Origin of the sequence: Marinospirillum celere (assembly GCF_900112235.1) — a bacterium.
GTDB lineage: Bacteria > Pseudomonadota > Gammaproteobacteria > Pseudomonadales > Halomonadaceae > Marinospirillum > Marinospirillum celere.
In genome coordinates this window covers 104062-123280 of the sequence record NZ_FOLH01000005.1, presented here as the reverse complement: position 1 = coordinate 123280, position 19219 = coordinate 104062, and the positions used below count along the sequence as shown (strand labels likewise).

At 52.4% G+C, this 19219-nt stretch carries 16 protein-coding genes; 14 read left to right on the top strand and 2 right to left on the bottom strand.

Translation table 11 applies throughout. The features are described 5' to 3' along the window. Window position 1 precedes the first annotated feature (1 nt). Window positions 2-1345 (bottom strand): Na+/H+ antiporter family protein, encoded by a 1344-nt coding sequence (locus BM185_RS12230; RefSeq protein WP_091964226.1) that lies wholly within the window; start codon window positions 1343-1345, stop codon window positions 2-4. Window positions 1346-1419: 74 nt separating this feature from the next. On the opposite strand from BM185_RS12230, the gene BM185_RS12225 reads away from it, so the two are divergent. The 12 genes from BM185_RS12225 (at window position 1420) to BM185_RS12170 (ending at window position 15103) form a co-directional block, all read left to right on the top strand. After that, the gene (locus BM185_RS12225; RefSeq protein ID WP_091964223.1) at window positions 1420-2961 is read left to right on the top strand and encodes an NAD(P)H-hydrate dehydratase; all 1542 of its coding nucleotides are present in this window, start codon (window positions 1420-1422) and stop codon (window positions 2959-2961) included. A 66-nt stretch (window positions 2962-3027) separates the two neighbouring features. Beyond that, the gene (tsaE, locus tag BM185_RS12220; protein WP_091964571.1) at window positions 3028-3498 is read left to right on the top strand and encodes a tRNA (adenosine(37)-N6)-threonylcarbamoyltransferase complex ATPase subunit type 1 TsaE; all 471 of its coding nucleotides are present in this window, start codon (window positions 3028-3030) and stop codon (window positions 3496-3498) included. A gap of 33 nt (window positions 3499-3531) precedes the next feature. Further along, window positions 3532-4869 (top strand): N-acetylmuramoyl-L-alanine amidase, encoded by a 1338-nt coding sequence (locus BM185_RS12215; RefSeq protein WP_091964220.1) that lies wholly within the window; start codon window positions 3532-3534, stop codon window positions 4867-4869. Then, complete coding sequence (mutL, locus tag BM185_RS12210) at window positions 4866-6743, top strand: DNA mismatch repair endonuclease MutL (RefSeq protein WP_091964217.1); 1878 nt, start codon at window positions 4866-4868, stop codon at window positions 6741-6743. The genes BM185_RS12215 and mutL overlap by 4 nt, the downstream gene beginning before the upstream one ends. Before the next feature lie 23 nt (window positions 6744-6766). Continuing rightward, window positions 6767-7717, top strand: coding sequence for a tRNA (adenosine(37)-N6)-dimethylallyltransferase MiaA (gene miaA, locus BM185_RS12205; RefSeq protein WP_091964214.1), 951 nt, complete (start codon window positions 6767-6769; stop codon window positions 7715-7717). 99 nt (window positions 7718-7816) lie between these two features. Beyond that, window positions 7817-8056 (top strand): RNA chaperone Hfq, encoded by a 240-nt coding sequence (gene hfq, locus BM185_RS12200; RefSeq protein WP_091964211.1) that lies wholly within the window; start codon window positions 7817-7819, stop codon window positions 8054-8056. Between the two features lie 33 nt (window positions 8057-8089). Further along, window positions 8090-9385, top strand: a complete 1296-nt coding sequence (gene hflX, locus BM185_RS12195) for a ribosome rescue GTPase HflX (protein WP_091964208.1) — start codon at window positions 8090-8092, stop codon at window positions 9383-9385. A gap of 67 nt (window positions 9386-9452) precedes the next feature. After that, entirely contained in the window at window positions 9453-10718 is a 1266-nt protein-coding gene (hflK, locus tag BM185_RS12190; RefSeq protein WP_091964205.1) for an FtsH protease activity modulator HflK, read from the top strand. After that, window positions 10718-11593 carry a protease modulator HflC gene (gene hflC, locus BM185_RS12185; protein WP_091964202.1) on the top strand — a complete coding sequence of 292 codons (876 nt, stop codon included), beginning with the start codon at window positions 10718-10720 and terminating at the stop codon, window positions 11591-11593. Before hflK ends, hflC begins: the two co-directional genes overlap by 1 nt. 86 nt (window positions 11594-11679) lie before the next feature. Then, complete coding sequence (locus BM185_RS12180; protein ID WP_091964199.1) at window positions 11680-12849, top strand: ATP phosphoribosyltransferase regulatory subunit; 1170 nt, start codon at window positions 11680-11682, stop codon at window positions 12847-12849. 37 nt (window positions 12850-12886) lie between these two features. After that, a complete protein-coding gene (locus BM185_RS12175) occupies window positions 12887-14182 on the top strand; it encodes an adenylosuccinate synthase (protein WP_091964197.1) in 1296 nt (431 codons plus the stop codon). Window positions 14183-14320: 138 nt separating this feature from the next. Then, window positions 14321-15103: a methyltransferase domain-containing protein gene (locus tag BM185_RS12170; RefSeq protein WP_091964195.1), complete on the top strand. Its 783-nt coding sequence runs from the start codon at window positions 14321-14323 to the stop codon at window positions 15101-15103. A gap of 12 nt (window positions 15104-15115) precedes the next feature. On the opposite strand, the gene BM185_RS12165 is transcribed toward BM185_RS12170, so the two are convergent. After that, the gene (locus BM185_RS12165) at window positions 15116-15493 is read right to left on the bottom strand and encodes a hypothetical protein (RefSeq protein WP_091964192.1); all 378 of its coding nucleotides are present in this window, start codon (window positions 15491-15493) and stop codon (window positions 15116-15118) included. 218 nt (window positions 15494-15711) lie between these two features. Here BM185_RS12165 and BM185_RS12160 point away from each other — a divergent pair, with 218 nt between their 5' ends. After that, window positions 15712-18570 carry a valine--tRNA ligase gene (locus tag BM185_RS12160; RefSeq protein ID WP_091964189.1) on the top strand — a complete coding sequence of 953 codons (2859 nt, stop codon included), beginning with the start codon at window positions 15712-15714 and terminating at the stop codon, window positions 18568-18570. Next, the gene (locus BM185_RS12155; protein ID WP_091964186.1) at window positions 18567-19178 is read left to right on the top strand and encodes a YitT family protein; all 612 of its coding nucleotides are present in this window, start codon (window positions 18567-18569) and stop codon (window positions 19176-19178) included. Before BM185_RS12160 ends, BM185_RS12155 begins: the two co-directional genes overlap by 4 nt. Window positions 19179-19219 lie beyond the last annotated feature (41 nt).

Genomic DNA, 19219 nt, shown 5'->3' with positions numbered 1-19219 from the left:
GCTACAAAATCATCGCGGCAACCCAGCCAAAAGCAATCAGCGGAATATTATAGTGCAGGAAAGTGGGCACTACCGAATCCCAGATGTGATCATGCTGGCCGTCGGCATTAAGGCCAGCAGTTGGACCCAAAGTTGAGTCGGAAGCAGGTGAGCCAGCATCCCCCAGGGCTGCAGCCGTACCGACCAGCGCTATGGTTGCCAGAGGCGAGAAGCCAAAGCTCAGTGCCAGGGGAACATAGAGGGCGGCAATAATGGGGATGGTGGAGAAAGAAGAGCCGATACCCATGGTGATAAACAGCCCAACCAGCAGCATGATCAAGGCGGCGAGTCCTTTGTTGTCACCGATCACTTCGACAGAGCTTTCCACCAGCTGAGGGATTTCACCCGTGGCCTGCATGACACCGGCAAAACCTGAAGCGGTGATCATAATGAAGCCCACCAGGGCCATCATGCGCATGCCTTCAGTAAAGAGATCATCCTGCTCCCGCCAGCGGAAAACACCGCTAAAGGACAGAAGTGCAAAACCGGCCAGGCCACCCAAGACCATGGAATTAAAGCCCAGCTGAACGCCCAGTGCAGCAAGAATAGAGCCGATCAAAACCAGCCATTGCCAGGGCTTAAGATGTAGAGGCTCGGCAGCCTTTTGCTTGCTGGGATCTCCGATGGATCGATCCTGGTAGCTTCTTTTCTTGCGATAGCTAAAGAAGACAGCAACGACCAGACCCAGAGCCATGCCGGCTATAGGTAATAGCATGGCAAAGGGCACCCGAGCGGCTTCAAACTGGACGCCAAGTTCTTCACCTGAAGCATTCAGGTTGGAGAGGAGGATGTCATTCAAAAAGATAGCGCCAAAGCCCACGGGCAGCAGCATATAGGGAGCCGTGATACCGAAGGTGATCACGCAGGCAACGGCACGTCGATCCAGTTGCAGGCGGTTCATAACGACCAGCAAGGGCGGAATCAGGATGGGTATAAAGGCAATATGGACCGGGATGAGATTCTGCGAGCTAATCGCCATCAGCAGAATGGCACCCAGTAGAGCCCAGACTAACCATTTACTTGGCAGATTTTCCTGGCCTTTCAGGCGGCCAATAATAAAACTGGCCAGGCGCTCGGTGACTCCGGAGCGGGCGAGAGCAACGGCAAAGGCACCCAGCGCTGCATAGGCCAGGGCAATACTGGCACCCTTACCCAGGCCTTCATTAAAGGCATCCATGATTTCAGCAACCGGAAGGCCGCTCAGCAAACCGCCAACCAAAGCAGCTACAATAAGAGAAAAGACTACGGAAATTCTGGCCAGACTCAGGGTCACCATGACCAGAATAGCAATCACAACGGCATTCATTTTGCTTTCCAAGTTTGAAAAAGCGCGGAAGATTAGCAGAAAGTCGAAGCCTTGTCTCTTAAAGGAGTTTTTAAATGCTGGTTAACCCCCGTAATCGTTTTACCAGACAGGCTTCAAGTTCCTGGCCACTTTATTCTGCGCAGGCAGCAGCCAGCCTGGACCGTCAGGTAATTGCTGCAGGAACACCTGGTTTTGAACTCATGCAGCGCGCAGCACGCAGTGCCTGGCAGTTAATCCAGCAGCAGTGGCCTGATGTTCGTCAAATCAGTGTGCTCTGCGGGGGCGGCAATAATGGTGGTGATGGCCTCCTGGTGGCTCTCCATGCTTTTCAGGCAGGCATGAAGGTTCGTCTTTGGTTGGCGGCTGATCCACTTAACTATCAAAAGGAAGCGGCACTTGCCTGGCAGGCGGTGGAACAGTCGGGATTAAGTCCTCAAACTGGTGCTCCCGATGCTCATGATTTGCAAGAAGATGAGTTACTGGTAGATGCGCTGCTCGGCATAGGTCTGAAGGGTGAGGTTCGGGGAGAAATCAAAACCTGGATTCAAGCGATTAATGCCAGTAAAACACCCGTGCTGGCTTTGGATACGCCTTCAGGCTTGTTAGTGGATAACGGTCAGCTTGCTGGAAGCAGTGTACAGGCTGCCGTCACCCTGACTTTTATTGTCTTGAAGCCGGGGCTGTTCACTGCGGAAGGGCCTGAGTATGCCGGTGAAGTTTGGTTGGCTGATTTAGGGCTTCAAGGTGAAGACTTTCAAGAGCAGCCTTTGGCGTGGTTGCAGAGTTGCCAGGATGCAAGCAGGGCACTCTTGCCGCGTAAGGCCGGAGGGCACAAGGGTGACCATGGACGCTTGCTGATTCTGGGTGGTCAGGCGGGTATGGGAGGTGCGGTAATTTTGGCTGCCAGAGCTGCCCTGCGAACTGGGGTCGGGATGGTGAAGCTCTTGACTGCTGCTGAGAATGTCACTGCGGCCTTGGTCAGTCAGCCGGAAATAATGGCTGCAGCCTGGCCTGAAGATAAAGCAGCTCTGGACGAGCAATTAAAGGAGGCTTTTGCTTGGGCTGATGCCCTCTTGGTGGGGCCGGGTCTGGGTACCGATCAGCAGGCACAGCAAATTTGCCAGGCGGTCGGTTCTTTTGAAGGGCCGGTATTGGTTGATGCTGATGCACTCAACCTTTGGGCGCAGGGCTGGCAACCGCCGGTAGCTGAACAGCGTCCCTGGGTGATTACCCCTCATCCAGGAGAGGCGGCAAGGCTGCTGGGTTGGTCAGTTCATGAAGTTCAACAGCAGCGTTTAAAAGCAGTTAACCTTTTGGCCCTAAAAACAGGTAGCGTCGCCCTGCTTAAGGGAGCGGGTTCCTGCTGTGCTGAGCAGGGTGGACAGGCCCTGCCTTGGGTTTGTCCTTTTGGTAACCCTGGAATGGGAGTTGCTGGTATGGGAGACCTTCTAAGCGGTTGTATTGCTTCGCTTTTGGCGCAAGGCTTAGAGCCTTTGGTAGCAGCACGTCTAGGGATGCGCCTGCATGCTCAGGCGGGTGACCAGGTGGCAGCGGATCAGCCACGGGGTTTGCTACCCAGTGACCTTTTGCCTTTTTTGCGTGAAGGTGTGAACTGAAAGGGCTTGCAGACTTATCTTTCTTTGAGTAAAACCTTTATACTTGCAGGTTTTATGGTGGTCATCATGCGTGCCAATTTTTATCTTGCCGATGAAAAACAACAGGTTGCTTTAGGTGGTCTTTTGGGCCAGTTCCTTAAACAGGGTTTGGTGTTTCTGGAAGGTGATTTGGGTAGTGGCAAGACAACCTTTACGCGAGGGTTGATTCGTGAGCTGGGCCATCAGGGAGCGGTTAAGAGTCCAACTTATACGCTGGTAGAGCCCTATGTTTTTGACGGGCGTTGCGTCTATCATTTTGACCTCTATCGTTTGGCTGACCCTGAAGAGTTGGAAATGATCGGTATTCGGGATTATTTTGATGAGGATGCTTTGTGTCTCGTCGAGTGGCCGCAAAAAGGACAGGGATTTTTGCCAAGCCCGGATTTATGTTTACATTTCAGCCTGTCCGAAAGACAGGGGCGGGATTTACAAGTGGAAGCCCTGAGTGATGCGGGTAAGGCTGCTTTACAGCAGCTACAAAAAGCTCAAGTGGTCTGAAATTTTTGATAGGGTAATGAGCGGTTCCATGGCATGAATCAACACAACAACTTGCGTCCAGCCTCTTTGTTTCTAATGCTTTTTTTGCTCCTCCCTTGGCAGCAAGTGTTTGCCGAGCGTATTGAAGGCCTCAGGATTTGGCCTGCACCCGATCATACCCGTCTGGTGTTTGACCTGAGTGGTCCTACCCAGCATCGTGTTTTTATGCTGGAAGGCCCGGATCGTTTGGTGATCGATATCAGTAATGTTCGTCTTTCTACAGATCTAAATCGTACCAGCCTTGATAGAACCCCAATTCGACGAATACGTCATGCTGAACGCAATGGCACTGATCTGCGTGTCGTTTTGGATTTGGACCGCGAAATTCAGCCGCGCAGTTTTTTGCTCAGGCCCAATGAGCAGTATGGTGACCGCCTGGTGGTGGACTTGGTGATGCCGGACCAAACGCGTGTTGAAAGAGCCCCGCCCCGTGAAACCCTACCGCGTGAACAGCGCCAGATCATTATTGCAATCGACCCTGGGCATGGAGGGGAGGACCCTGGAGCTATAGGCCCTGCCGGAACTCTGGAAAAACATGTGGTTTGGGGGATTTCTCAGCACTTGGCAAAACTGATCAATGATGACCCGGCTTTTGAGGCTGTCTTGACTCGTACTGGAGACTATTATGTCGGTTTGCGTCAGCGAGTTGAGTTGGCGCGTAAAGCCAGGGCGGACTTGTTCTTGTCTGTTCATGCTGATGCTTACCGCACTGCTCAGCCCCGAGGCTCTTCTGTTTATGTGTTGTCGCAGCGTGGAGCCAGCTCTGAGTCAGCGCGTTGGTTGGCTGATAGTGAAAACCGGGCTGACCTGATCGGTGGGGTTGAGGGGGTACTGACTCTGGGGGATAAGGACGATATTCTGGCTGGCGTTTTGGTCGACCTTTCCATGACCGCAACGCTATCGGAAAGCATGAAAGCCGGTTCGCGTGTTTTAACCAATATGGGACAGGTGAACCGTTTGCACCGGCGCAATGTTGAGCAGGCGGGCTTTTTGGTATTGAAGTCACCTGATATGCCTTCAATGCTGATTGAAGCAGGCTTTATCTCTAACCCTCAAGAAGAGCAGCGCTTGCGTGATCCCAGCTATCAGCGACAGCTGGGTGCTCAGATAGCCAAAGCGGTTAAAGAATACTTTCGTGAAAACCCGCCACATAACTCCATTTTGGCTGCTTCAAGCAATGGGCAGCTCACTCGCTATACCATTCGTCGTGGGGATACCCTGTCGGAGATAGCTAGACGCAATGGTGTGGATATCCGCGAACTGCGGGAAATTAACAACCTCAATGGCGATACCATTCGAGTCGGCCAGACTCTGAGGATTCCTTCTTCATGACACAGGATGCCGCAAGTATCCGGGTGCTGTCACCGCGCCTTGCCAACCAAATAGCAGCTGGTGAAGTCGTAGAAAGACCGGCCTCGGTCCTAAAAGAGCTTTTGGAAAATGCTCTGGATGCCGGAGCTGATCAGATTGATGTTGAAGTGGAAGCCGGTGGCGTCAAGCTGTTGAGAGTGCGTGATAATGGAAGTGGCATCCAGGAAGGGGATTTGCCCTTGGCCCTGGCCCGCCATGCGACCAGTAAAATCGCTACTCTGGATGATCTGGAAGGCGTTGCCAGTCTGGGTTTTCGTGGCGAAGCCCTGGCATCCATCAGTTCTGTTTCCCGACTCGAATTGCTGACCAGTACCGATGCCAGTGGTAAGGGCTGGCGCGTGGTTGCTGAAGGTCGGGAAATGCAGCCTCAGGTGACTCCAGCGCCCCATCCTCAGGGCACCAGCCTGGTGGTTCGGGATCTGTTTTTTAACACCCCCGCAAGGCGCAAATTCCTCCGCACTGAGCGCACCGAGTTTTCGCATTTGGAAGAGGTGTTCCGGCGTCTAGCATTATCCCGTCAGGATGTTGCTTTTAGCCTGCGTCACCAGGGCAAGCAAATTCATCAATTGCCAGCAGTAGAGTCAAAGGAAGCACCTGAACAGGTTTCCCGCCGAATTGGCCAACTGCTGGGGCGGGATTTTTTGGAACAGTCGCTGACCATCGATGCGGTAGCCAGTGGCATTAGCTTGAAAGGCTGGGTTGGCTTGCCTGTTTATGCCCGTGCTCAGGCTGATCGTCAGTATTTCTTTGTGAACGGTCGCGTGGTGCGTGACCGCCTTGTTGCCCATGCCATACGTCAGGCCTATCAGGATGTGCTCTATTCAGGCCGTCATCCGGTTTTTGTGCTCTGGCTGGATGTTGATCCAAACATTGTTGATGTCAATGTCCATCCCACTAAGCATGAAGTGCGTTTTCGTGATGGGCGCTGGGTGCATGATTTTATTTTTTCTTCCCTGCACAAGCGCCTGGGAGCAGCCTTGCTGGGTGCAGAAAAACAGGCGCCTGAAACTGAGGCAATGCCTGACCCTGCTTCACCCCTTTCTGGAGTTAGTCAGGCTGGCGTTGGTCAGGGTACAGCTGTTGGTTTGGCTAGTACATCACCCGTTGAACAAACTCCACTGAGCTGGCAGACCGCTGGCTCTGGGTCTCGGCAACCGGGTTCAGCCAAGGTTGCAGAAAGCCTGGCTTTTTATGAAAAGCTGGCCCAGTCACTGCCTGAACCCGCAGCCGCATCCGGCTCGCAAAATGAAATGCCCCCTTTGGGTTATGCTTTGGCCCAGCTTCAAGGCATCTATATCCTGGCCCAAAATGCCAAGGGTTTGGTGGTCGTGGATATGCATGCGGCCCATGAGCGAATTACTTATGAAAGGCTAAAGCAGGATTGGACGCGCCGCCCTCTGGCTGCTCAACCTTTACTGGTTCCTGAAACCCTGGGTTTGGACGAAGAGCTGGTTGAGGTTGCTGGGCAGCACCAGGCTTTACTGGCTGATCTGGGTATTCAGTTGGAGCCTCTGGGACCACAGGAAATGGTGCTGCGTTCTTTGCCTGTGCTGCTACAAGGTGCTCGCGGTCCTGATTTGGTGTTTGAACTCCTGCAGGAATTAAAGCGTTATGGTACCAGCCGCAGTTTGGAGGCTTCTATTAATGAAGTCTTGGCGTCTATTGCCTGCCACGGCTCGGTCAGGGCAGGACGTCAGCTGAATCTGCCGGAAATGAATGCCCTGTTGCGAGACATGGAGGCAACGGAGCGTAGCGATCAATGCAACCACGGGCGTCCAACCTGGTTTCAGCTTTCCATGCAGGACCTCGACAAGATGTTTTTGCGAGGACGCTAAATCATGACTTCTAGGTTTTGTTGATGTCTTTGGATACTCGTCCACCGGCTATTTTTCTTTTGGGGCCTACCGCTTCGGGTAAAACCGATTTAGCGGTTGAGCTGGTTGAACACCTGCCCTGTGAAATCATTAGTGTTGATTCGGCGTTGGTTTACCGAGGCATGGATATAGGCACGGCCAAACCTGATGCGGCTACCTTGGCCCAAGCTCCACATCGGTTGATCGATATTCGTGACCCTGCGGAAACCTACTCTGCCGGTGATTTTCGCCGGGATGCTTTGGCAGCTATGCAGGAAATTACCGCTGCAGGCCGTATTCCCTTACTAGTGGGAGGTACCTCGCTTTATTTTCAGCGGTTGTTGGCTGGTGACTCCAATCTGCCTGCGGCTGACACCGAGGTTCGCAAGCGCCTGGAAGGCGAGTTACAGCAACAGGGGTGTCCAGCCCTGCATCAACGCTTGGCACAGATAGACCCGGAATCAGCCCGTCGTATTGCACCAACTGACCCCCAGCGAACCCTAAGAGCTTTGGAGCTTTGGGAGGTTACCGGCAAAACCCGCACCCAATTATGGCAAGAACAGCAAGCAGAGCCCTTTCCCTGGCGCTTAATGCAGCTGGGCCTTATGCCCGCTGAGCGTTCTGTGTTGCATCAACGTATAGAGCTACGTTTTAAGAAAATGTTGAGCGAAGGCTTGATTGAAGAAGTTGCCAGCCTTAAAGCCAGAAAAGATTTGCATTCGGGACTACCCGCTTTGCGATCAGTAGGCTATCGTCAAGTATGGCAGCATTTGGACGGTGAACTTAGCTGGCAAGAAATGTTCGAAAAGGGTGTGATTGCTACTCGGCAGCTTGCCAAGCGTCAGTTGACTTGGATGCGATCCTGGCAGGACTTGCACCCCCTCGTCGCTGAAGATCCGAATTTGCGTTCTTCTGCTCTTGAGCAGGTTCGTGAATTTTCTCTTGCAGCCGGATAAATGACGGACAGAGTCTGGATAAGCGGGTTATAATAGCCAATGTCCGTATTAAAAAAGCAAAACTAACACAAAATTCTAATGTCAAAGGGAGACCGAATCATGTCCAAAGGGCAAACATTACAAGATCCTTATCTGAATCTGCTTCGTAAAGAACGGATTCCTGTATCAATTTTTCTTGTTAACGGCATCAAGCTGCAGGGCCAGATCGAATCTTTTGATCAGTTTGTCATTCTGCTGCGCAATACGGTAAGCCAGATGGTCTATAAGCATGCCATTTCGACAGTGGTGCCTACCCGTAATGTCCGTCTTCCTGCTCAGGACGAAGGTGAAGAATCCTGAGTGTCGCAAGGTATGAATCCCCGGAGTTGCTGATTGTTTTTTGAACGTGAAAAGGGCGGCGATAGAGCCGTCCTTGTCCATTTGGACATGCAGGAAGAAGCTGACCGTGAAGATTCTCAGGAATTTCAGGAGTTGGTACGTTCCGCAGGGGGCGAAGCTGTCGCCTTGATTCAAGGTAGCCGTTCCCAGCCTTCACCTAAGTACTTTATTGGTGAGGGTAAACTAGAAGAGGTACGCCAGGCGGTACGCGAACAAGAGGCTGATCTGGTGCTTTTTAACCACAGTCTCAAGCCTTCCCAGGAGCGTAACCTTGAGCAGGCTTTACAGTGCCGGGTTCTCGATCGTACCGGACTGATTCTGGATATCTTTGCTCAGCGTGCACGAACCTATGAAGGTAAATTGCAGGTGGAGTTGGCCCAGCTTGAGTTTATGAGTACCCGCCTGGTTAGAGGCTGGACCCACTTGGAACGCCAGAAGGGGGGTATCGGTCTGAGAGGGCCGGGTGAAACTCAGCTGGAAACGGATCGGCGTTTGTTGCGCGCCCGAATCAGTGGTATCCATCGTCGCCTGAAAAAGGTACGTACCCAGCGTGAAAACAGTCGCCGGGCAAGACTTCAGGCTGAGATTCCTTCCGTGTCCCTGGTTGGTTATACCAATGCCGGCAAATCGACCCTTTTTAATCGCCTGACTGAATCAGGTGTTTATGCGGCCGACCAATTGTTTGCAACCCTGGACCCCACTCTGAGACGAATAGACGTTGGGGATGTTGGCCCAGTGATCCTGGCAGATACTGTTGGTTTTATCCGTCATCTACCGCATAAATTGGTGGAAGCCTTTCAGGCAACTCTGCAGGAAGCTTCCGAAGCAACCCTGCTGCTGCATGTTGTCGATGCCGCCAGCCAGGAGAGAGAAGATAATATTTTTCAGGTCCAGGAAGTTCTGGATGAAATTCATGCTGGTGAAGTACCCGCTCTATTGGTTTTCAATAAGCTGGACCTGCTAGAGCAGGAGCCCCGCATCGATCGCGATGAAGAGGGCAGGCCAATTCAGGTTTGGCTTTCGGCCCAAACAGGCGCAGGAACGGATCTGCTTTTGCAGGCGATTGACGAACTCCTGGTGCCGCGCTTGGTCGAAGGTGAGCTATGTCTTGCGCCTGAAGCAACCCGCTTGCGAGCCAAGCTGTTTGATCGGGGTGGTGTGCTCCAGGAGCACTATGACGAAGCAGGTAACTGTCACTTGCAGCTGCGTTTACCTGAAAAAGATTTCAATCAGCTTTTATCCTCACTGGATATCGGAGCCGATGAGCTGGACTGGTCGACAAAACCATGACCTGAAGTCAATTTTCAGGTAGGATTGCGCAAATTTAAACACTTTCCTTAAGTGGAGATAGAAAACTATGGCGTGGAATGAGCCCGGTGGTGGCAATCAACACGATCCTTGGAGTGGCGGTGGCCGTAAGCCTGGTAATGGCGGTGGCAACGGCGGTCCTGGTCGTGATCAGGGGCCCCCTGATCTGGATGAAGCTCTAAAGAAGATGCAGGATAAGCTAGGTGGCTTATTCGGTGGTAAGGGCGGTAAAGGTGGCGGCGGTTCCGGTAAAACCCCAGGCAAGTTTGGTGGTTATGGCCTGACTGCCCTGGTTGCTGTCCTGGTGCTGGCTATCTGGTTTGCCAGTGGTTTTTATCTGGTGGATCAGGCCGAGCGCGGCGTGGTTTTTCGCTTAGGTAAATATCATGAAACGGTCACACCAGGCTTGCATTGGAATCCTCCAATACTTGACCAGGTCACCAAGGTGAATGTGACCCGGATACGCTCAATCAGCCAGGAAGCCAGCATGCTGACCCGCGATGAAAACATCGTTAAGGTCGCCATTTCTGTGCAGTATATCGTTGAAGACCCCAAGGCTTATTTGGTCAATGTCAGGGCACCTGAGCGTAGTCTTGAATATGCTTTGGATTCCTCACTGCGTCATGAAGTGGGTACAACCAACCTGATTGATATCTTGACTGAAGGTCGCGAACTCCTTGCTGGCGGTGTTTTTGACCGTCTCCAGCGTTATGTCACCAATCTGGGTCTGCTGGATAGCGAGATGGAAGAAGCGCTTGAAGGTCGCGTTGGCCTGGGCCTAAGACTGCAAACAGTGAACATTGAGGGTACTTCAGCGCCTGATGCTGTTCAGTCAGCCTTTGACGATGTTATTCGTGCTCGTGAAGACCGCGAAAGAACCATCAACCAAGCGCGGGCTTACGAAAACTCAGTAATTCCTGAGGCGGAAGGTCGTGCGGCACGTATTCGTGAAGAAGCTCAGGGTTATCGTGATGCTGTTGAAGCTAGGGCCGATGGTGAGTCTCAGCGCTTCCTGGCTCTGTTGACAGAGTATCGCAATGCACCTGAAGTAACCCGCGAGCGTTTGTACATCGACGCTATGCAGGAAATGCTGTCTAACAGCAGCAAGGTACTCCTGGATACTGATGAGGGTGCAGGCAACATGCTTTACTTGCCTCTGGATCGCTTGATGAGTGGTTCTGGCGGTTCTTCTAGCCGTTCTGCACCTTCCAGTGATCATGAGCTGGACCAACTGACTGATCAAATCATTGAACGCATTCGTGAGCGTCAGGATAACAGCAGTAGCAGTAACATTCGTCGGGAGGGCCGTCGCTAATGCATGCACGTTCTTTTATTGCACTTGGCGTCCTCGCCGGTGCTGCCGTCTTTGCCAGTAGCAGTCTCTACGTGGTTAATGAAACCCAGCGTGCGATCCGCCTCCAGTTTGGTGAAGTGGTGGAAAGTGATATTGAAGCTGGCTTGCACTGGAAAATCCCTGTTTATAACACGGTGCGTTTGTTCGACACCCGTGTACAAACACTGGATGCGCGCCCTTCTCGTTACCTTACGGGTGACCGCAAAGGGGTAATCGTTGATTCCTTTGTGAAATGGAAAATTGAAGACACCACACGTTACTATGAGGCCACTGCTGGTGATGAACAGTCCGCAATGCGCCTCATCGCCCCGCGGGTGGATGAGAGTCTCAGGAATGAATTTGGTCGTCGTACGCTGGTCGAGATTGTCAGTGAGCAGCGTGACGAACTGATGATTCGTCCCATTGAAGAGCTAAACGAAGCGCTTTTACGTGAAATGGGTGTTTCCATTTTGGATATGCGGGTCAAGCAGATTGACCTGCCTACGGAAGTATCCAACTCGGTATACGAGCGGATGCGTACTGAACGTCAGCGTGAAGCTCGCGAGTATCGTGCCCAGGGTCAGGAGCAGGCTGAACGGATACGTGCTGCAGCAGATCGTAACCGTGAAGTTATTCTGGCAACGGCGCAAAGGGATGCTGAAATCCTGCGTGGTGAAGGTGATGCTGTAGCAGCGAACATCTATGCTGAAGCCTTCAATCAGGACAGTCAGTTCTATAGCTTCCTGCGTTCGATGCAAGCTTACCGTGAAGCCTTCAGCAGCAAAGAAGACATCATGGTTGTCAGTCCGAAGAGTGAATTTTTCCGCTATCTGGAAACCTCTGAAGGCCGTCGCTAAGTCGGTGTTTGAAATGCTGAGCCGGGGGCCTTGCCCTCGGTTTTTTTGCGTTAAAATACAGCTTTGAAACTGCTCTGGAGAAACTGATGAGTTTTGCCGATCACTGGCTGCTGCCAGATGGCATGGATGAAGTCTTACCCCCACAGGCGCGTCAAATCGAAAGCCTGCGTCGTAAGCTATTGGATCATTTTCACAGCTGGGGTTATGAACTGGTACTTCCTCCCAAAGTGGAGTTTTTGGAGTCTTTGCTGACCGGGGCAGGGCATGACCTGGACCTTCAGACGTTCAAGGTAACTGATCAGCTAAGCGGCCGCATGATGGGTGTCAGTGCTGACGTAACCCCCCAGGTGGCACGTATGGATGCGCACTCCATGCGGATGGAAGGTGTGGCTCGTTTCTGCTATTCCACTGAAGTGGTTAGAACCCGTCCAGACAATCTCTTGGGTTCGCGTTCTCCCATACAATTGGGTGCAGAGCTCTTTGGTCATGCCGGTGCTGATAGCGATCTGGAAATCCTTTGCTTGATGACAGAAAGCTTGTTGGCAGCCGGGGCAAAAAACCTTTGTCTGGATTTGGGGCATGTCAGCATCTACCGCAGCCTGCTTGCAGAAGCGGGTTTGAATGAGCCTCAGCAAGAAAAGTTGTTTGATATTTTGCAGCACAAGCGTTTGGGTGAACTGGATCAGCTTTTGGGTGGCATTAAGTCACCCGCAGCCCAACTACTTCAGCGTTTGGCGCACCTTAATGGTGGTATTGAGGTGCTTGATCAGGCGGATCAAGAGTTAGCTACTGCTCCTGAAGTTGTCAAAGAGGCCTTGGCTGAACTGCGCGAACTGGCTACGGCCCTGACCGACCTCTACCCTGAAGTGGATCTTTACCTGGATCTATCTGAACTTCGCGGTTACCACTATCATACCGGATTGGTCTTTGCAGCCTATGTGCCTCATTTAGGGCAGGCATTAGCCAAAGGCGGGCGCTATGATGAGATAGGTGGAGTCTTTGGCCGTGCGCGTCCGGCAACAGGCTTTTCCACCGATTTAAAAGTTTTGGCTGCTTTGCAGCAACCCCAGGCAGCTACTGGCTTGATTGCTGCCCCCGTTGAATGCCAACGCGACCCTCAAGGTCGTCAGTTGCTGAAGGAGTTACGATCTTCCGGCAAGCGGATTGTCATGGCCCTGCAAGGTTCAGAGCTGCCAGCAGAAGCGAGTGCCCAGATTGAATATCATCAGGGTCGCTGGCAGGTAAAAGCAGGCTAATTCAAAGCATAGTTAATCAAGAAATAGAGAGCTGAACATGGGTAATAATGTTGTCGTTCTGGGAACCCAATGGGGTGATGAAGGTAAGGGTAAGGTCGTTGACCTGCTGACTGAAGAGGCCCAGGCCGTCGTTCGCTTTCAGGGTGGTCATAACGCAGGCCACACTTTGGTTGTTAATGGCGAAAAAACAGCCCTGCACCTGATTCCTTCCGGTATTCTGCGCGAAAAAGTAACCTGCGTAATAGGTAATGGCGTGGTTTTGGCTCCTGATGCCCTGATCAAGGAAATCCAAATGCTGGAAGAACGCGGCGTACCTGTGCGTGAGCGCCTGAAGCTATCCGCTGCCTGCCCCCTGATCCTGAACTACCATGTTCGCCTGGATAATGCGCGTGAGAAAGCCCGTGGTGAAGCTAAAATCGGCACCACTGGTCGCGGCATAGGTCCTGCTTACGAAGACAAGGTGGCCCGTCGTGGTCTGCGTTTGGGCGACCTGCTGCACCGCGAGCGTTTTGCTGCCAAGCTGGGTGAAGTACTCAACTATCATAACTTTGTACTCCAGCACTACTACAAAGAAGAACCGGTTGACTTCCAGCAGGTGCTGGAACAGTGCATGGCCTATGTTGATGAACTGCGCCCGATGATTACAGATACTACGGCTTACCTGCACAAGCTGCGCGTTGAGGGAGCCAACATCATGTTTGAAGGTGCCCAGGGTTCACTGCTGGACATCGATCATGGTACCTATCCCTTTGTTACCAGCTCTAACACCACCGCTGGCGGCACTGCAACCGGCTCTGGTTTCGGTCCTCTTTACCTGGATTACATTCTGGGCATCACCAAGGCCTACACCACCCGTGTGGGCTCTGGTCCTATGCCGACTGAATTATTCGATGCGGATGGTGAGCACCTGGCTGAAAAAGGCCACGAATTTGGTACCACCACTGGCCGTGCTCGTCGTTGTGGATGGTTTGATGCCGTCGCCCTGCGCTATGCCGTACAAATCAACTCAGTTTCAGGTATCTGCCTGACTAAGCTGGATGTTCTGGATGGTCTGGATGTGCTCAAAGTATGTACAGCCTATAAAGACAAAGATGGCAATGAAATTGCCAGCCCGGTTGATGCTGAAGGCTTTGCCGCAGTAGCCCCTGTTTATAAGGAACTGCCAGGTTGGAGTGAATCCACCGTGGGTGCTAAAAAACTCGAAGACCTTCCAGAAAATGCACGTAGCTACATCAACTACCTGCAAGAACAGGTGGGTGTACCGATTGATATCATCTCTACCGGCCCGGACCGCGAAGAAACCATTATTCTGCGTGATCCGTTTAAGGTTTGACCAGTATTGAGCTGTGGCAAGGGTAGCTGTTTGTCAGGACGCGTGAATACGTCCCTGTAAGCTCTGGCCACAACCTCCTGTTGTGGACAGCCTGACAAACACTACCCTGCCCGCTCTAGCCAATTCAGCAGGGTTGAGATGAGTGGGTATCAACAAGACAAATCCTTCCAAGGTCTTGCCGCAAAGTTTGCCCGTAATATCTACGGCACACCCAAGGGTCGTCTGCGCTTAAAAATCCTCCGTGATCGGATGCTGGCTGAATTGCCTCTGGATGGGCCACCTTTGCAGGTGCTGGATGCAGGCGGTGGCTTGGGCCAGATCAGTGCCTGGCTGGCTCGCAAGGGGCATGATGTTCTCTTGGCCGAACCGGCTGAAGAAATGCTCGCCTATGCAAACAAACGCCTAAAGCGAGCTGGGGTAGAAACCCTGGCCGCTTCAATCCAGGATTTAAGTGAGTGCTTGCCTGATCACCAGCAGACCTTTGATCTGGTGGTTTGTCATGCTGTCCTTGAATGGTTATATCAACCCCAAGAAACCCTCGAACTCTTGCTTTCCCGCGTGAAGCCGGGTGGCTATTTGTCTTTGATGTTTTTTAATGCCGATGCCCTGATGTTTACCAATATTCTCCGTGGCAACTGGCAAAGGGCCTTGCAGGGAGAAATGCAGGGGAAGGGAAAAGGCACTCGTCTGACACCGATTTCACCCCTGCAGCCTGATCAGGTTCTGTGCTGGTTAGAGAAAGCGGGGTTTGAGATTATCAGTAAAACTGGGGTGAGAGTCTTCAACGATTATTTAAGACTGCAACTGCCACCTGAAGCCCAGCCGGAGCGCTTGTTACAGCTAGAGAAAAAGTATTGCCAGAAGGAACCCTATTGGCGACTGGGGCGCTATCTTTTGGTTCATGCCAAGAAACCAAGCTAGCCCTTAAGCTGTTTAATGCCTTTGGTGAGGGATAAGGCCGGTGTAGATAATATCGAGCAGATCAGGCCCTTCATCTTCATCACAGACAACATGGACGTGGCGGTTCAGCATCAGGCCGCCACCAACCTGCAAAATAGGGTTATCCACACCCACCAGGCGCATATCTTCACGTAACTGTTTGACCAATGCACGCATTTGTAGCGGATCAGGGAAGTCCAAACCCAGGTTTTCCAGGTATTCCTGTAGGGTTTCATTGGGTAAAGCAACCATGGGCTGTTCTTGCAGCAGGCGTTGCAAGATAACAGCAGTCAACTGACCAATTTCAACACGCACAGCACCCCGCATTAATGCAGGTGGATGAAGACTGAGTGAAACATTCGCATCATGCATGCTGGTTGATTCCGTTACGTTTAGTTACTAGGTATTTAGGTTACAGCGTTTTTTTGTTGCATGGAACCTTAAACACTTGAAGTTTAGACCCTGGCGTCAAAAAATTCTGTGTTCCAGTTCAAACCTATGCAAAGAGTGCACCCGAAGCGCCAAAAAAGCTATAATCACGCCCATTCTTACCTCTTTTGATCAAGAACCAAGTCTTAAACGGGAATTCCATGACCAGCAAGCCAGAAGCTTCACTCGACAAGACCTATCAACCCACAGACATTGAAAAGCGCTGGGCCAAGGAGTGGGAAGAAAAGGGCTATTTTCGTCCTTCCGGTCAGGGCGAGTCTTACAGCATCATGATTCCACCGCCCAATGTCACCGGCAGTCTGCACATGGGTCATGCCTTTCAGGATTCCATTATGGATACCCTGACCCGCTGGCAGCGGATGCAGCAGAAAAACACCCTCTGGCAGGTGGGTACTGACCACGCCGGGATTGCCACCCAGATGGTGGTGGAGCGCAAACTGGCTGCTGAAGAAGGCAAAACCCGTCATGATTTGGGGCGCGACAAGTTTCTGGAAAAAGTCTGGGAATGGAAAGAAGAATCCGGTGGCACCATTACCCGCCAGTTGCGCCGTTTGGGTGCCTCTGTGGACTGGGATAGAGAACGCTTCACCATGGATGACGGCTTCTACAAGGCTGTACAGGAAGTCTTTATTCGCCTTTACGATGAAGGCCTGATTTACCGTGGCAAACGCCTGGTCAACTGGGACCCGAAACTCCATACCGCTATTTCCGATCTGGAAGTGGAAAACAAGGATCAGCAAGGCAATTTCTGGCATTTCCGTTACCCGCTGGCGGATGGCGCTAAAACCGCTGATGGCAAGGACTATCTTGTGGTTGCGACTACTCGTCCGGAAACTCTACTGGGCGATACCTGTGTTGCGGTCAATCCTAAAGACGAACGCTATGCATCCATCGTCGGTAAAGAGGTGATTCTGCCGCTGGTCGGTCGCCGTATCCCCGTGGTCGCCGATGACCATGCCGATATGGAAAAAGGCTCGGGTTGCGTGAAGATCACCCCGGCGCATGATTTCAATGACTATCAGGTGGGCAAACGCCATAACCAGCCGCTGATCAATGTTATGACCATTGATGCTGCGATACGTGACCAGGCTGAAGTCTACAACCTGGACGGCACACCGAATGAAGCCGTTGATCCCACGCTACCGGAAATCTTCCGGGGTCTGGATCGCTTTGAAGCCCGCAAAAAGCTGGTTGCCGAAATGGAGGCCCTCGGCCTGCTGGAGCAGGTCGAACAGATCAACAACACCCTGCCCTATGGTGATCGCTCCGGCGTGGTGATAGAACCCCTGCTGACCGACCAATGGTTTGTCAAAATTGCCCCTCTGGCAGAGCCTGCCATCGCTGCGGTGGAAAAGGGCGATATCGAATTTGTACCCAAGCAGTACGAAAACATGTACTTCGCCTGGATGCGTGACATTCAGGACTGGTGTATTTCCCGTCAGCTCTGGTGGGGGCATCGGATTCCCGCCTGGTATGACGAAGTGGGCAATATCTATGTCGGTCAAAGCGAAGAGGCCGTGCGCCAGAAATACAACCTGGGCAGCGAAGTCAGCCTGGAGCAGGATACTGATGTGCTGGATACCTGGTTCAGCTCAGGTCTTTGGACCTTTGGGACCCTGGGCTGGCCTGAGCAAACTGAAGAACTCAAGGCGTTTCATCCCTCCAGCGTGCTGGTCACCGGCTTTGATATTATCTTCTTCTGGGTGGCACGCATGATCATGCTGACCCTGAAATTCACCGATCAGGTGCCTTTCAAAACCGTCTATGTCACCGGCCTGATTCGTGATGACAACGGCCAGAAGATGTCCAAATCCAAGGGCAATGTGCTTGATCCGCTGGACATGATTGATGGTATCGATCTGGAAACCCTGCTGGAAAAACGCACCAGCGGCTTGATGCAGCCCAAACTGGCCGAGAAGATCGCCAAACAAACCAAAAAAGCCTTTCCTGAAGGCATTAGCGCCCATGGCACTGATGCCCTGCGTTTCACCCTGCTGGCCATGGCCACCACGGGGCGGGATATCAACTGGGATATGAAGCGTCTGGAAGGCTATCGCAACTTTTGCAACAAGCTATGGAATGCCGCTCGCTATGTGCTGAGTAACACCGAAGGCGAAGACTGTGGCGTTAATAACGAACCGGTAGATTTGACCCTGGCAGATCGCTGGATTCTTTCCCGCCTGCAGGAAACCGAAGCTTCCGTGACCAAACACCTGAGCAGCTATCGTTTTGATTTGGCCGCCCATGCCTTCTATGAGTTTGTCTGGAACGACTACTGCGACTGGTATCTGGAGCTTTCCAAGCCGGTACTCTGGAATGAAGAAGCCAGTGCCGAAGAACTGCGTGGCACCCGCCGTACCCTGGTCAGAGTGCTGGAAGCCATCCTGCGCCTGGGTCATCCGATGATTCCCTTTATCACTGAAGAGATTTGGCAGCGGGTCAAGCCCTTGGCCGGTGTGGAAGGTGAAAGCCTGATGCTGGCTCAGTGGCCCCAGGCAGATACCAGCAAAATCGATCAGTTGGCCGTTGCTGACCTGGAATGGGTCAAGGGCGTGATCCTGGCCGTTCGTAACCTGCGCGCCGAAATGAACCTGGCCCCTGGCAAACCCCTGCCCCTGCTGCTGCACAACACCTCGGCTGAAGACCAGCGCCGCCTGCAGGAAAATCGACTTTTCCTGCAAAAACTGGCCAAACTGGAATCCATCCAACTGACTGGTGATGAAGGCCTGCCGATGAGTTCCATGCAGCTGGTTGGACAAATGGAGGTCCACCTGCCGCTGGCTGGCTTTATCGACAAGGATGCGGAAATCGCCCGCCTGGACAAAGAAATTGAACGTCTGGAAAAAGACATGCAGCGCACGGCAGGTAAGCTCAACAACGAAAGCTTTGTCAGCAAGGCCCCCGCTGAAGTGGTCGATAAGGAAAAAGCCAAACTGGCTGAAGCTGAAACGGCCTGCAATAAACTGAAAGAGCAGCAGGAACAGCTGAGAAAACTGTGATAGAAGACAAGCACCGCCATCACAGCCTGTTGGAAGATGCCCTGGCGCTGATTACGGCGACACCCCTGGTCGCGCTAGGTATTACCTTCTACGGCCAGGCAGAGCTGCTAACGGGCAGTACGGCTGGCTTGGCTTTTCTGGTCAAGTATATGACTGAATGGGGCTTTGGCCCCGTTTTCTTTGTGCTCAATCTGCCCTTTTATGTCCTGGCATTTTTGCGCATGGGCTGGAAGTTCACCCTGAAAACCTTTGCCGCTGTGGGCCTGGTTTCCCTGTTTGCCGAACTCACCCCGCTTTGGGTAAGCTTTGAACAGGTGGCTCCAGCTTATGCGGCACTATTAGGTGGGATGTGCATCGGTTTAGGCATGTTAATGCTGTTTCGGCACCGAGCTAGCCTGGGCGGGGTGAACATTCTTGCTCTTTACCTGCAGGACAGGTTCAACATTCGTGCGGGGAAATTCCAAATGGGCGTCGATTTTTGTATCGTCTTTGGTGCTCTGCTCGTCCTTCCTCTGGATAAAGTCCTGCTTTCCATTGCCGGTGCTGCCATCCTCAATCTTATCCTAACCCTCAACCACAAACCTGGACGCTACCAGGGTGTGAGTTAGAAAGAAGGAAGATAATCGCTTTCACAGAAAGCTCCAACAGT

What these genes read in the sequence shown, in the direction of transcription:
- BM185_RS12180 (WP_091964199.1), top strand. Translation starts at nt 11,680, where the DNA reads ATGAGTTTTGCCGATCACTGGCTGCTGCCAGATGGCATGGATGAAGTC.
- BM185_RS12225 (WP_091964223.1), top strand. Translation starts at nt 1,420, where the DNA reads ATGCTGGTTAACCCCCGTAATCGTTTTACCAGACAGGCTTCAAGTTCC.
- hfq (WP_091964211.1), top strand. Translation starts at nt 7,817, where the DNA reads ATGTCCAAAGGGCAAACATTACAAGATCCTTATCTGAATCTGCTTCGT.
- hflK (WP_091964205.1), top strand. Translation starts at nt 9,453, where the DNA reads ATGGCGTGGAATGAGCCCGGTGGTGGCAATCAACACGATCCTTGGAGT.
- mutL (WP_091964217.1), top strand. Translation starts at nt 4,866, where the DNA reads ATGACACAGGATGCCGCAAGTATCCGGGTGCTGTCACCGCGCCTTGCC.
- BM185_RS12170 (WP_091964195.1), top strand. Translation starts at nt 14,321, where the DNA reads ATGAGTGGGTATCAACAAGACAAATCCTTCCAAGGTCTTGCCGCAAAG.
- BM185_RS12230 (WP_091964226.1), bottom strand. Translation starts at nt 1,345, where the DNA reads ATGAATGCCGTTGTGATTGCTATTCTGGTCATGGTGACCCTGAGTCTG.
- BM185_RS12215 (WP_091964220.1), top strand. Translation starts at nt 3,532, where the DNA reads ATGAATCAACACAACAACTTGCGTCCAGCCTCTTTGTTTCTAATGCTT.
- BM185_RS12160 (WP_091964189.1), top strand. Translation starts at nt 15,712, where the DNA reads ATGACCAGCAAGCCAGAAGCTTCACTCGACAAGACCTATCAACCCACA.
- hflC (WP_091964202.1), top strand. Translation starts at nt 10,718, where the DNA reads ATGCATGCACGTTCTTTTATTGCACTTGGCGTCCTCGCCGGTGCTGCC.
- miaA (WP_091964214.1), top strand. Translation starts at nt 6,767, where the DNA reads ATGTCTTTGGATACTCGTCCACCGGCTATTTTTCTTTTGGGGCCTACC.
- BM185_RS12165 (WP_091964192.1), bottom strand. Translation starts at nt 15,493, where the DNA reads ATGCATGATGCGAATGTTTCACTCAGTCTTCATCCACCTGCATTAATG.
- tsaE (WP_091964571.1), top strand. Translation starts at nt 3,028, where the DNA reads ATGCGTGCCAATTTTTATCTTGCCGATGAAAAACAACAGGTTGCTTTA.
- BM185_RS12175 (WP_091964197.1), top strand. Translation starts at nt 12,887, where the DNA reads ATGGGTAATAATGTTGTCGTTCTGGGAACCCAATGGGGTGATGAAGGT.